This is a genomic window from Neobacillus sp. D3-1R (assembly GCF_052180215.1).
In the GTDB taxonomy this organism is placed as follows: Bacteria; Bacillota; Bacilli; order Bacillales; family Cytobacillaceae; genus Pseudoneobacillus.
The window spans coordinates 1,723,108-1,736,424 of sequence record NZ_CP197471.1 but is presented as its reverse complement, the minus strand read 5'-3'; the positions used below and the strand labels follow the sequence as shown (position 1 = coordinate 1,736,424).

Below are 13,317 nucleotides of genomic sequence, written 5' to 3'. Positions count from 1 at the left end.
TTTATTGTACAAAACCCACCTCCTTATTATTACATATGACAGACTTTTCAAAATTTTTCAAATCTTGATTTTAATTATAATTTGGAAATAGAAATATTTGCAAGAAAAAAATAATAAAAACTAAATTAACAATACCTATGTAGTAAAAAAATAAGAAGCAGCATGTGCCGCTTCTTAAGAAAGTATTATTTCAAAAATTTTAGAACAACTTCATTAAACTCCTTAGGTTTTTCCATATTAATCATGTGAGCCGTACCATTTATGATCACTTTCTGTGAATCTGAAATCGTATGATTAAGGTATTCTGAAATCGCACTGAATTCCGGGAAGTCCATTTCTGGCGTTACAATAAGAGTTGGAACCTTTATATGATCTACTAAATCAATGGTTTTCGTTGGCGGTAAGATCATTTTTCCTGTTCCTCTTTCTTTTGAAAAATTATTTTTTACCATCTCAGAGAACAATTTTGGAACATTTTCATTTACCTCATATAATTCTCTGAATGGACCCGCAACCCATGATTTTGTCATAAGTTCAATGACAACTTCCTGGTCACCTTTTTCATAAGCTGCGTTTAATTCTTCATTAAATCTTTGTCTCTCTGGTGAAAGCTCGTTCCATCCTAATAATCCCGATGAAACAAGAATTAATTTATTCACTCTTTCTGGATAGGCTAGAGTAAAATCCATGCTAAGCATTCCGCCAACAGAAAGTCCTATTAGATGGATCTGTTCAATTTTTAAATAATCTAGCAAACCCTTAATATCCTCAACTAGTGAAAAATCATTTTCATGTACACCTGATTGTCCATACCCAGCCAAATCAAATCGAATAACTTGATATTTTTCTGAGAATACATCAAATTGGTAATCCCACATTCTTGAATCAAGCGGATGCCCATGAATCATTACTATTGGTTGACCTTCTCCCTTCATTTCATAAAAGATCTTTGCGCCATTCACTTCAGCAAAACCTGACTTTAAAGTGATCAATATATTATCCCCAATCTATTAAAATAATGGATTCAATGGATTTTGGTAACCAGAATAGCGATTATTTACGTTGCCCTATTTTACCTATTTGATAGAATTCATCTTCTTTAATATCATCAAAATCTCCCTTTAAGATCCTTTGGACATCTTGTAGGGTATCAGCTAATGAAACGGATTCACCTTTCTTTTTTGTAAAGGCTTCCGTTGTTAAAAATGGCTGTGTCAAATAGGATTCTAAACGTAAACCGCGATTATATATATCGATATCTGAAGCAGGCATTTTATCAAAGCCATAAGAGCTGCCTAAAAATCTTAGTTCTCGGTAGCGTCGAAGTAATTTTCTTGCCTGTTGTTGGATTTGCATATGTTCTTTCTCTACATGTGCTCCCTCAAGTAGAACAGATGTGGAAAAATTGGGATTGATAGCTGGATAGATTTTACGAGAAATCAATTCAGCATCAAACTGCCATAAAGTATCTAAAGGTCCATATGGTTCAACTTCGTCAACGACGTCACCTCGTAAATCAACTAGTAAAGTCGTAATCGGACCAACTCCTGTTTCATAAAGGTTTTCTAATAAAGAATAGATCTCACCTGTATTTACTGTTTGACGATCTGCTGCAAGAAAAACGTTTTGGTGTTTATCCAATTTTGTTATCACGTCAAATGCCTCAGTGGTAGATTGACATATAAATTTGCTTTCATTTAGAACATCCTCGATACCTAGTGCCAATTCTTTAGGTTTAATGAAAACAGTAGCTTCACCTCTTTGTGTTAACCTATGATAGATTTCCCCAAGCACCACCAATTGTCCCATTCCTGGTCTTGCTACAAAGCCAACCAAACCACCTTTTGTCAATGGAGCAAATAAATCGATTACTTTAATTCCCGTCTCAATCATTTCAGCTTCTTTATTTCGAATAATTAACTCATCAACTGAACAGTCAGCAAGTGTTGCAAGGGCAACAAGCGTTCGAACCTCCGCTCTTCCTAAAGGAATTTTCCCGGTACAAAGGTTAGAAACTGTAGCAGGACGTAATCCTACAGAAGCTGCAGCAACCGTTAAATTAGGTACTCTTTGTTTTAATAATTCAACATTTAATTTAATATCTTCCACACCATCACCTCTTACCCTTAAAAGAAATTTAATTTACTCTTAGGAGTAATATAATTCTAAATAATGAAAACTGTCAATATTTTTTCCAATTTTATCTAAATAAAAAAGCATATGGTTTAAAAACCACATGCTTTTAACAGACATATTATATAAATCGATCGAAGAATTCTAGGACTGCGCGATAAACTTTCATTTCATTTTCTTTTTTCGAGAAACCGTGACCTTCATCATCCAATACAATATACTCCACACTTGCTCCATTTTTTTGTAGGGCAGCAACGATTTGGTCAGATTCTGCTTTTACCACACGAGGGTCCATAGCTCCTTGTATGACAAGCATTGGCTTCACCATGCCCTCTAAATAAGTAATTGGTGAGTATTCGATTAGTTTTTCACGATCCTTTACTGGATCTCCTACCCATTGGTTCATAACAGGCTTCCAATGCTCTGGTACCGATTCTATAAAGGAGAATAAATCACTAGGTCCGAAAATATCTACAACCGATTTAAAATATTCTGCATGGCGGCCGTGTAGAAGAAGAGCCATATATCCACCATAGCTTCCGCCCATTAATAGAATCTTATCTCGGTCAGCGTAACCCTTTTTAATCAGGTATTCTAATCCTTCTATATTATCAAGTCGCGGACCATAACCCCAGTCACCCTCAACCATTTTCATGAATTTTAATCCATAACCAGCAGAGCCACGGAAATTTGGTGCAAAGATACTATACCCTCTGTTCACTAAAAATTGGAATAAGGAACGGAATTGTTTTCTTTCTGCTGCTTGCGGTCCACCATGTGGCCATAAAATCACATGTCCATTACTTGATTCTTCTTTTGCTTTAAAGAATAAAGCTTCAATTTCTAATCCATCATACGACGGATATGTTAACACTTCTGGGTCTACTAATTCCTCTTCTGCTACACCTGGTACACCATAATTGGTTAAAGCTTCCCAATTGGTTTGATTAGCCGCCTTTTTATAGATATTATGAGGGCGAGTTGCAGAACGGGCAAGAAGATAAAGATTACCACTTTCCGTTACTTCTAATTTTTCTACAATACTTGCTGGAATATCAATCTTTGATAATTCACCGTTTTGCATATCAAATTGATAGAGGTAATCTTCAACACCTTTTGAAGCAGCAAGATATAATAGATTGCTATTCTTGTCATACTTCAATTCAGTGAAATCTTCTCCATCTTTAGAAAGAACTTTTGTAAATTCTTTTGTATTAAGATTAAATTTTGCTAAATAAGATAAATCTTCATTGTAATTTGTTATCAAATATAATTCTTCCTCTGAAACGTAAACAGCTCCAGAAACCGTATGTTGTGCCTCTGTTGCAGGAGTTAATAGAATTTCTTCTTCTCCACGCTTCACATACCCAAGTGTATAGGTATTGGCAAAGTGCTTAATGTATAGATAACTTTTTTCAGAAGGACTTGTATTGTAAAGATACGTAGATGCACCAGAACCATCGATGACTACTTTTTCTTCTTCAGTTTCTAGGTTATAGCAATACGCTTTTAAATAAGTCGGATCATCCTTTGTAGAAGTGTAATATAATCGATTTCCATCCTTAGATAAGAAAGGATTCATATGACGCTGGCCTTCCTGCACTCGAAGTGGCTTCAGCTCTCCACCTTTGGTTGGCATAGCGTATAACTGAGCGTTCTCATCCCCATCTTTATCGAATCCCACTACAACAAAGTGACCTTGTTTATCATAGGTAATTCCGTGACAACTTTGATCCATAAATGTCAGTGGGTAAGGAAAAACATTTGGTAAGTCCATTGCCCATAGATTGTACTTGCCACTTAAGTTTGTACTAAAAATAAGCTGCGACTCGTCGTGATTAACGGCAAAATCTTGAATGGCATAGGTACGAAAAAACTGTTCTACATCTGGTTTTTTAAAAGATAGCATCCCTAGTAACCCCATTTCTCTATTTATTCTCTAATGTATATTCTATGAAAAAGGAACTAATTCCTGCTTAAATATTTCGTAAACAGAAATAACCCTCTACCACTTTAAAGCGCCGGGGGTCAGACCCCCGGCGCTTTAAAGTGGTGAAATCTATTAAAATTTTTATTGTTGATATGTTTCTTCCCATTCTTCTCTCAATAACCCCATTCTAATAGAATCGTAGTATATTCCATTATAAAATCGGCATTTACGCAGTCTTGCTTCCATAGTCATGCCTAACTTTTCACCAACTTTTATCATCCGATGATTACCGGACCATGTTGTAAATCCAACTCTTACAAGGGGAAGACTCGTAAATAATTGCTTAATCCATAATCCTAGAGCTTTTGTTCCGTAACCTCCACTCCAATAGTTAGGGTCATATATTCCAATCCCCATTTCAAGCCAGTTGGAAGGTTTGTGCTCCCAATAATAACTAACCGTTCCTATAATGAATCCATTAACTTCAATTATCCATATATCATCTTGCTCTATTAATTTATCTTTATTCATTAGATATTCTTCAAAAGAAAGGGCTTTATGCTCATAATAAGGAGCATCCCACTTCTTCCATTCTGGAGCCTCATCCTTATACGTTAACTCCCAAAGCCTCTTCAAATCTACTTCTTTTATTGGGCGAATCTTTAAATCTTTAACGTTATTATTCAATATAGTAAACTCCTTGTACACTTCTTCTTTTATTTCTTCCTCGGATTACTTTTGGACCTCTTTGTCTTTACCATTGCACTTGCTGGCTGCTTTTTAATCCATTTTAGATATTTATCTATTGCAGCATCTTTTTGCAAATCATTAATCGTATTTAATCTGATGGCAAGTTCTTTATTTGTATATAAGGCATGAATTTGTTTATGACAAGGTATACATAGATTCGCTTTTTCTAATTTTGAACCACCCTCTTCTCTTGGAATTAGATGGTGTACTGTAATCTCGATTTTATCTCTTTCACACAATTCGCATTTACCTACGTCTCCCATGATTTCACCTCTTACTTATTTTTTCTATAAAAAAGGGAGTCATACATGGGAGTGTCCATTTGACTAAAACTATTTTAACGCAAATTTAACAGCTTTCTCAGCATGAATAACGGTTGTATCAAATAGTGGTATTTTAACATCTTCTTGCTTAATTAGAAGACCAATCTCTGTACAGCCAAGAATAATTCCTTCTGCACCTTCTTGAACTAATTTTTCGATAACCTCTAGATAGTAACGTCTCGATTCTTCTCTTATATTCCCTAAACATAATTCCTCAAAAATGATCTGATTAATACGTTCTCGAGCATGTTGATCAGGGATGATGATGTCAATACCTGTTTCGATTATTTTAGATTTATAAAAATCCTGTTCCATTGTATATTTTGTTCCCAGAAGAGCAACCTTTTTTAACTCAGATTCGTTTATCTTTGCTGCAGTAGCCTCAGCGATATGTAAGACCGGAACTTGAATAGAGGATTGAATTTGAGGTACCACCTTATGCATCGTATTCGTGCAGATGACAATAAAATCTGCACCTGCTTTTTCTAGTTTTTGTGCAGCGGCACTTAAAGCTTCACCTGCAAGTTCCCACTGATTATTGGATTGATATTTTTCGATCTCATCGAAGTCTACACTATATAGAATACATTCTGCTGAATGTAGACCTCCCAATGCCTTTTTAATTCCTTCATTTATGATCTTATAGTAGGAAACAGTTGACTCCCAACTCATTCCACCAATTAACCCAATTATTTTCATTTCGAATCATCCTTTGCTTTATAATAGAAGGTTTATAGAATAACTCCATTCCAATATTGTTTCCTATTACCATACTAACCTATTAACGGAGTATTAAAACCCATTTTGGTAAATCTCACCATAAGTATAAAATATTCTTCAAGAATGTCATAGGTAAACTAAAAATAAAATTTTTTTTGATTTTGTAGCCGAAAAAATCCCCTCCGTATTCTAAATTAACTGGTTCCCTGACGAAGCAATTTGGCTAAATCCACATAATTTTATATGTAATGGATAATATACTTACTAAGATTAAAAAAATGAGGTATAGTTATGAATTTTTTTAAGAACATCAACACTAATATACTTTTTGTACTAATTAGTTTCGTTCAAATGATAACTGCTGTTACTGTCTCCCAAGTACAATCACGTAAAATTAAGAGTAACGCTAGAACAACTAAATTTATTCAATTAGGCTTTGCACTTTTTGTTTTTTTTATTAGTCTTGGACAAACAACATTAATTTTAAAAAAATTGAAATCTCAAAAGAAAACTAGATAACACCAGTGTTCATTCTCAAGTTTAATTGTCATTAACGTTGTTATTCCAATAAAAATAGCATGCTAAATCATATTCGATTTAACATGCTATTTGAGTTGTTTTTTAAGTTCTTGTACTCCGAGTACCTGTTACACTAAAAGGAAGGGTATTTTTCTATGAAGCTTTTTGCTCGTTAAGTACTGAAATGGTTTTTGATTTTAAATTTAGATTAAAGACAATATTTAATACAATTGCTGTTAAACTACCTGCAACAATTCCATTTCCTGTTAAAATCTGAATACTTGCAGGAAGCTGGGAAAAAAGGTTTGGCACTGCTGTTACTCCAAGTCCCATTCCCACGGAACATGCGATAATTAACAAATTCTCCTGTGATGCAAAATCTACTTTACTTAACATCTTTATGCCATAAGCGATAACCATTCCAAACATAGCAACCATTGCTCCACCAAGAACGGATGTCGGAATAACAGTAGTCAGTGCACCGATTTTAGGTACAAATCCAAGAACAACTAGAAAAGCACCTGCTGTATAAATGACATTAGTATTTTTAACCCCAGACAATTGAATAAGCCCAACATTTTGGGAGTAGGTCGTGTATGGAAATGCGTTAAATAGTCCGCCTAGCAGAATAGCCAATCCTTCGGCACGGTATCCGTTAACTAAATCTTTTTCGGTTATTTTTCGACCGGTAATATCTCCAAGTGCAAAATACACACCTGTTGATTCTACAAGACTAACCATTGCTACTAAAATCATTGTTAAAATGGCTGTAATTTCAAAAGTCGGTGTTCCAAAATAAAAAGGTTTGGCCATATGTAACCAAGAAGCATTACCTACTGCAGTAAAATCCACTTTCCCCATAAAGTACGCAACAATTGTTCCTGCAATTAATCCTAGTAATATGGCGACTGAACGAATAAAGCCTGTTGAAAAACGATATAGAAAAAGAATAAACACGAGTGTACCAAAAGCCAGTGAGATATTAGTAAGAGAGCCAAAATCAGGACTACCTTGACCACCAGCTATATTATTCATTGCAACAGGGATTAAGGTGATACCTATAATAGTAACGACTGAACCTGTTACCACTGGAGGAAAAAAGCGAACTAATTTTCCAAAATAAGTAGATATGAGAACAACAAATAATCCGGAAACTAGAATGGAACCATAAATAGCAGATATTCCATATTGGCCTCCAATGGCAATCATTGGTCCAACTGCAGTAAATGTACAACCTAAAACAACAGGTAATCCAATTCCAAAAAACTTATTTTTCCAAACCTGTAGAATGGTAGCCACACCACACATTAAAATATCAATAGAGACAAGGTAAGTCAATTGTTCTACTGTTAAACCAAGGGCTCCTCCTACAATTAATGGTACAATAACAGCTCCGGCATACATGGCAAGTACATGTTGTATTCCTAGTGATACGGTTTTAAATGATTTGTTCATAACGAGTTGACACCCCTTCTTGTAAAAATGTTACTCTACCATTCTCCAATGATTTGATTCTAACCAATGACTCCACTCTAAATCCTTCCTTACGAAGGAGATTACTACCTTCTTGAAAAGATTTTTCAATAACGATACCAATTCCAACCATTTCAGCGCCTGCTTTTTGTACAAGGTCAACCAATCCAAGGGCAGCTTGACCGTTTGCTAAGAAATCATCAATTATTAATACTTTATCTCCAGGAACAATGTATTGATTTGAAATGGAGATTTCGTTGGTTTCTTTTTTCGTAAACGAATGAACAGTAGAAGTAATTAAATCATTTACCAGCGTTAAAGAGTTTCTTTTTCTTGCGAAAATAATAGGAACATTTAACTCAAGGGCAGTCATTAGACCAGGTGCAATACCTGATGACTCTATTGTTAGTATTTTTGTTATACCCATATTTTGAAATCGGGCTGCAAATTCCTTTCCTATGGCAGCCATTAAGTGTGGATCGACTTGATGGTTTAAAAATGAATCCACTTTTAGTACATGATCAGAAATGACTCTTCCCTCTAATTCTATTTTTCTCTTTAATAATTCCATTTTCCCTCTCCTCACATGATTAAGAAATACAAAAAGCCTGAAAATCATTGCACTCCCCAAAAAATGAGTGAGTCAATGACCTTCAGGCTAAATTCCGAAGAAGGTAAATAGAATAAACACCTAAAATAGGCGTATTCCCATTGCCCACTCATAGTCGGATCATTTACGGTAATCCGGTAGAAACTTGCGAGCCATATTCCCGCGATTATATGAGTGAATGTGGTCCCATTCCTATTCTTAAGAATGGATCCTTCAATGATTTGTATGAATCGTATTATAGGATTAATTTATACATTTGTAAAGAGTCATTTCTTAACAATCTCACCAGAAATCAAGATTAATGTACGGTTTTTACAAGAAAAATATTTTTAACTAATGTTATCTCGTTATTAATAAACCATATTTGCTTTTAAACCTATTTAATATCTTTATCCAACTTTCCGCAAAAAGAAGTAAGAAGATCACATTTGAAATGGAATGCATAAAATCAAATAATGCACTTCCTGCAGCATAGGCAACAATAGTATGGATATTAATACCATCTTGAATAAAAGCAAACAATGACCATATATTCATAATCCAACCAAATACAAATCCCCAAACAATACCAAATGCAATTCTTCCCCATTTGGATGACATAATCCAACTTTTATTGAATAAACCTGATGTTAATCCTACCAATCCCCATGCAACCATTTGCCATGGAGTCCACGGTCCTTGACCTAATATCATATTTGAAGCTAATGCTGCTACTGCTCCAATCATAAATCCGCTTTCCGCACCAAAAACGAATCCGGACATCATAATAACAAAGGTCGTTGGCTGTACACTAGGGATACTAGCAAAGGGAATTCTGCCAACTGCAGCAATAGCTGCTAGAACAGCCAACAAAACTAATTCTCTTGCCTCAATCTTCTTTTTTTCAAATCGAACAATGAAAAAGAGGCCAGAAATAAGGACAATCCCAAAACTAATAAGTAAGTCATTAACATTCAAGAGAATAGTCACCCACAAAAGACCAACCAGTACCAAAAAAAAGGTGAAAAATACTATTCTATTGTTTTTTCGCATACTGATATGGCCTCCTGCAGGGTTACAACCTCGCTATCAGGTAGATGTCTAAATAATCGCTGAACCATAGTGGTATAAAAGAAATTACCGTTAAAAAATTTCCTTGGATTATTTTCGGAAGTTATATTTCCTTGAAACATCATCCCACAACGAGAAGCGTGGGCTGCCGCAAACTCTACATCATGTGTTGACATGAGGATAGTTATACCTTTTTTTTGCAATGAAACTAAGATATTTGAGAGATTCTCCTTTGATATCGGGTCTAAGCCTTTGGTAGGTTCATCTAGGATTAATATTTCTGGTTCTCTTAGCAATAAACAAGCTAGGGATGCCTTTTGTAATTCCCCTCCACTTAAGTCATAGGGATGATTGGATAGAACATGATTAATCCCTAAATTCTCTATCAATTTCCGTGCTTCATCATGATTAGAGAGTCCCCACAATTCCATTGTTTTTTGGATTTCCTTCTCCACAGTATCATGTATAAAGAACAACTTTGGATTCTGGGGAAGATATCCGATTTTTTTAGCAAGTTCTTTGGACTTATAAGATTTTAATGGTTTATTATGGAGAAGAATTTTACCTTGAGTCGGTTTTAAAATACCGGTTAACATTTTTAATAATGTGGATTTTCCAGAGCCGTTACCACCCAATAAAGCGTAAAATTCACCCGTTTTCAAGGAGAATTGCAAGTCCGTTAGTACAAAATCTTCCTCCCTATTGTAGCGGAAGAATACATCTTTTACTTCAAGAAGGCTTTTGTTGTATTTACCTGAAAACGGTTGAACAAATGTGTTTTCTGTCATTATCTTTTGATTGATTAACCAGCTTTTACCTTCTTTTACTGTCAACGGTATGGCGTTTCGTTCGTCCTTTTTTGTAGCACTAAAATATAACGAGGGTATGGTTGGAATAAAAGGACGATTAGATGATTCCCATATCTCGCTCAATACTTTTCGAGGTTCTCCTTCTGCTTTAACTTCACCGTTTTCCATCAACACGATCTTATCTGAAATAGTTAATATTTCTTCAAGTCGATGCTCTGCCAGTATGATTGTCATACCGAATTCTTCATTTAATCGAACTAGCATATCTAAAAACTCTTTTGCACTTACTGGATCCAGCTGAGCTGTTGGTTCATCCAGCAATAAGATATTTGGCTGCATTAAGAGAACCGAAGCTAAATTAATGTGCTGTTTCATTCCGCCTGAAAGCTCATTTGTTTTGCGATGAAGTAGTGGTTCTAGACCAAAATAATGAACCATTTCAGCCACACGGCCTCTCATTTCGTTAGTGGAGAGACCGAGATTTTCTAAACCGAATACTATTTCATGGAGAACATCATCTGCCACTACTTGATTTTCTGGATCTTGGAATACAAATCCTATATTTCCTTCCTGGCACACCGATTTATCGGCTTTATTCCCTTCAATCAGAATTTCACCTTTTAATTCGCCATGCGGCTGAATATCCTTTTTTAATAAGCGAAGAAGCGTGCTTTTCCCTGATCCAGATGAACCAAACAGAACAATAAACTGACCTTTTTCCACGTTAAGGGAAATATTGCGAAGTGCTGGTCTATCAGCGTTTGGATAGGTAAACGTAACATTTTTTATTTCGATAACCGCCATTTAACAGCACCTCCAATTTCAACATAAAGTGGAAAACAAACATATAATAAATAGACCATTAAAATGACATTATCTGCTGAAGTTAATGGGATTTGTTCCATTACAGGATAGATGGTTAAAGAACCTAAATGGTTAAAACGACCAATTAAGTTGATCCAAAATAGGGTAATCAAAAATGTAAAAGCCAATAGGTCAGAGCGTTTGAACCGAAAATATTCATAAGAAGTTCGATTTGCTTGACCGTACCCTCTTGCTTTCATTGAATCAGCTGTTTGAATCGCTTCTTCTAATGAATACGTTAATAATACTTGGATATAGAGCATGCTTTTTTGAATACGCTCCTTCCATGAACCTTGTGAGACTGATATCCCCTTACTTATCTGTACAGCAGAAATATCGTTAAGCCGTCTTTTCATTAGTGGAATGAACCTTAAAGTCAACATCAACAAAACTGCAAACTGTGGGAGAAATTTTGAAAATAAATATAGTAATTTATTAGGCGTCATTACTTCATTATAAGAAACAAATAACATCATAACACCTATAATCGTTAAGGCTGACATGGCACCATAAATGGTAGCTTCAAGGGTAAACCGATGACCGTAGAATTCAAATAAAACATTTTTTCCTCTCTCATTAAAGATAGGGTTGAATATTGATATGAAAAGTCCACTTATCAGGATAAAAAAAAGCCATCGCTGCAATTGTTTGCAGCGATCATGTATAAAGTGTATAGCTAAGATTCCGAAAATCCCAATTAAAAGGAATATAAGATGTTGAAATAACATCATTAATGCAATAGAGCCAATATAATAAAAAAAAGTAACAAATGGGTGATAAGAATGAAATCTGCTTTTCATCACTTATTCTCCGTAAAATCTTCCGTATAAATCCACTCTATTTGGTCATCTTTCTTAACTTTAACCGTTCCTGAACTTTTTCCCATTTCTGTACCATTCTGCTTAAAATTCCAACCACTTGTTGGACCGTAGTCAAATTCATAACTATTATCGATTCCTTCAATATAAGCCATTGCACCAGAACCACTATATTCAACTTGAAAATGATGCTCTTTAGCTGCTTTTAAGAGGACATCAAGAACCGTGTCACCCTCTTTGAATTCAATAGGTGATTTCGCTAAAATCGTGCCAACATCCTTTGGCCCCTTTATCGTCATGAATACTGTATTCTTAGGGACGATTTGTTTCTTTGTTTCAGATGTCTCCTTTACAGTTGTGGCACTGCTGACAGTGTTCGGCTTTTCTTTAGTCGCACTTGTTTTATTAGTAGATGTATCTGTTCCCCCAGCAGATGAATCTTTTTGGGTTGCTTCGGTCTTAGTAGTGTCAGTCTTGTTTTCAGCCACTTTTTCAATCGTTTGGTTAGGTTTCTTTAACGCTGCATTTGTTTCTGCCACTTTATCTGTTGTTTTCTGAGCAGAAGAATCTTGGACTTCTGTTTTTTTTACATCTTCTTTCGTTTGTTTTTCTACTTCTGAGACTGCACTTGCTTCACTTTTGGAATTTACTGAGGTTGAACTACAGCCAATTAAGCTGAAGGTCATAAAAAGTAAAAGTAAAGGTGTAAGTATCTTCATTAATCGGAACATAGACGAACCTCCTTCTATTTTCTTTTTGCGTTTATAATATATCGCTGCGGTGCATTCCCGACATAATGGAAAGGATAGCAGGTGGTTAATGTTAATTTTTCCACTGGAGCGGTGGAATGAATAACTGTCCGATCATTCGCTTCAACTATAAATGTCTCTTCAATAATGTAAGTAAAGCTGCCATAAGGCATTTCTACAACTAATTCATCTCCTATTTTAAGCTTACCTAATCGTTTAAAAACGGTATCTCGATGTCCTGATAAAACAATTTGATCGTGCTGATTGGGTAAGGCTGTTCCCTCATAGTAGCCTACTCCTTTTTCTAATGCCTCTTCTGTTACTCCTTTAACAATCGGTAATTTCTCATTAAGGGTAGGCAACTCAAGAACCCCTAGAACCTCTCCATTTTTAACGGTTTCTGCTTGGTCATCGAGAAGGGCTGTTTCTCTTTCTCTAACTTCCTTAATCGCGGTTGATAAGGTCTTCGTTTGGACAAAAGAAGACTTCACGATTTGATAACCAGCAAGAGTGATAAAAAAGAACCCCCCTGCCAGAAACAAAAGGGATATTCTCATTTTCATTCCCCA

Annotated in this window: 13 protein-coding genes and 1 riboswitch; all 13 genes read right to left on the bottom strand. The window is 35.3% G+C overall.

Going from position 1 to position 13,317, the window contains the following annotated elements:
• Window positions 1–185: 185 nt before the first annotated feature.
• Window positions 186–992 (bottom strand): alpha/beta fold hydrolase, encoded by an 807-nt coding sequence (locus tag ACSBPO_RS08805; RefSeq protein WP_442599685.1) that lies wholly within the window; start codon window positions 990–992, stop codon window positions 186–188.
• 61 nt (window positions 993–1,053) lie between these two features.
• A complete protein-coding gene (locus ACSBPO_RS08800; RefSeq protein WP_442599684.1) occupies window positions 1,054–2,109 on the bottom strand; it encodes a hypothetical protein in 1,056 nt (351 codons plus the stop codon).
• A 145-nt stretch (window positions 2,110–2,254) separates the two neighbouring features.
• A complete protein-coding gene (locus ACSBPO_RS08795) occupies window positions 2,255–4,042 on the bottom strand; it encodes a S9 family peptidase (protein WP_442599683.1) in 1,788 nt (595 codons plus the stop codon).
• Window positions 4,043–4,204: 162 nt separating this feature from the next.
• Window positions 4,205–4,750: a GNAT family N-acetyltransferase gene (locus tag ACSBPO_RS08790; protein ID WP_442599682.1), complete on the bottom strand. Its 546-nt coding sequence runs from the start codon at window positions 4,748–4,750 to the stop codon at window positions 4,205–4,207.
• A 29-nt stretch (window positions 4,751–4,779) separates the two neighbouring features.
• Window positions 4,780–5,076, bottom strand: a complete 297-nt coding sequence (locus ACSBPO_RS08785; RefSeq protein WP_442599681.1) for an HNH endonuclease — start codon at window positions 5,074–5,076, stop codon at window positions 4,780–4,782.
• Window positions 5,077–5,145: 69 nt separating this feature from the next.
• On the bottom strand, window positions 5,146–5,835 hold the full coding sequence (locus ACSBPO_RS08780; protein WP_442599680.1) for an aspartate/glutamate racemase family protein: 690 nt from the start codon (window positions 5,833–5,835) through the stop codon (window positions 5,146–5,148).
• 693 nt (window positions 5,836–6,528) lie between these two features.
• Entirely contained in the window at window positions 6,529–7,830 is a 1,302-nt protein-coding gene (locus tag ACSBPO_RS08775; RefSeq protein WP_442599679.1) for a nucleobase:cation symporter-2 family protein, read from the bottom strand.
• Window positions 7,814–8,419 (bottom strand): xanthine phosphoribosyltransferase, encoded by a 606-nt coding sequence (locus ACSBPO_RS08770; protein WP_442599678.1) that lies wholly within the window; start codon window positions 8,417–8,419, stop codon window positions 7,814–7,816. Before ACSBPO_RS08770 ends, ACSBPO_RS08775 begins: the two co-directional genes overlap by 17 nt.
• Before the next feature lie 131 nt (window positions 8,420–8,550).
• Window positions 8,551–8,652: riboswitch (purine riboswitch) on the bottom strand.
• A 145-nt stretch (window positions 8,653–8,797) separates the two neighbouring features.
• Window positions 8,798–9,490, bottom strand: coding sequence for an ECF transporter S component (locus ACSBPO_RS08765; protein WP_442599677.1), 693 nt, complete (start codon window positions 9,488–9,490; stop codon window positions 8,798–8,800).
• Entirely contained in the window at window positions 9,469–11,121 is a 1,653-nt protein-coding gene (locus ACSBPO_RS08760) for an ABC transporter ATP-binding protein (protein ID WP_442599676.1), read from the bottom strand. The genes ACSBPO_RS08765 and ACSBPO_RS08760 overlap by 22 nt, the downstream gene beginning before the upstream one ends.
• Window positions 11,103–11,981, bottom strand: coding sequence for an energy-coupling factor transporter transmembrane component T (locus ACSBPO_RS08755; protein ID WP_442599675.1), 879 nt, complete (start codon window positions 11,979–11,981; stop codon window positions 11,103–11,105). The genes ACSBPO_RS08760 and ACSBPO_RS08755 overlap by 19 nt, the downstream gene beginning before the upstream one ends.
• On the bottom strand, window positions 11,981–12,730 hold the full coding sequence (locus ACSBPO_RS08750; protein WP_442599674.1) for a DUF4430 domain-containing protein: 750 nt from the start codon (window positions 12,728–12,730) through the stop codon (window positions 11,981–11,983). Before ACSBPO_RS08750 ends, ACSBPO_RS08755 begins: the two co-directional genes overlap by 1 nt.
• 14 nt (window positions 12,731–12,744) lie before the next feature.
• On the bottom strand, window positions 12,745–13,311 hold the full coding sequence (locus tag ACSBPO_RS08745; protein WP_442599673.1) for a class D sortase: 567 nt from the start codon (window positions 13,309–13,311) through the stop codon (window positions 12,745–12,747).
• Between the last annotated feature and the right edge of the window lie 6 nt (window positions 13,312–13,317).

Coding starts and splice junctions, on each gene's coding strand:
- ACSBPO_RS08795 (WP_442599683.1), bottom strand. CDS start 4,042: ATGCTATCTTTTAAAAAACCAGATGTAGAACAGTTTTTTCGTACCTAT.
- ACSBPO_RS08785 (WP_442599681.1), bottom strand. CDS start 5,076: ATGGGAGACGTAGGTAAATGCGAATTGTGTGAAAGAGATAAAATCGAG.
- ACSBPO_RS08780 (WP_442599680.1), bottom strand. CDS start 5,835: ATGAAAATAATTGGGTTAATTGGTGGAATGAGTTGGGAGTCAACTGTT.
- ACSBPO_RS08775 (WP_442599679.1), bottom strand. CDS start 7,830: ATGAACAAATCATTTAAAACCGTATCACTAGGAATACAACATGTACTT.
- ACSBPO_RS08770 (WP_442599678.1), bottom strand. CDS start 8,419: ATGGAATTATTAAAGAGAAAAATAGAATTAGAGGGAAGAGTCATTTCT.
- ACSBPO_RS08765 (WP_442599677.1), bottom strand. CDS start 9,490: ATGCGAAAAAACAATAGAATAGTATTTTTCACCTTTTTTTTGGTACTG.
- ACSBPO_RS08760 (WP_442599676.1), bottom strand. CDS start 11,121: ATGGCGGTTATCGAAATAAAAAATGTTACGTTTACCTATCCAAACGCT.
- ACSBPO_RS08755 (WP_442599675.1), bottom strand. CDS start 11,981: ATGAAAAGCAGATTTCATTCTTATCACCCATTTGTTACTTTTTTTTAT.
- ACSBPO_RS08750 (WP_442599674.1), bottom strand. CDS start 12,730: ATGTTCCGATTAATGAAGATACTTACACCTTTACTTTTACTTTTTATG.
- ACSBPO_RS08745 (WP_442599673.1), bottom strand. CDS start 13,311: ATGAAAATGAGAATATCCCTTTTGTTTCTGGCAGGGGGGTTCTTTTTT.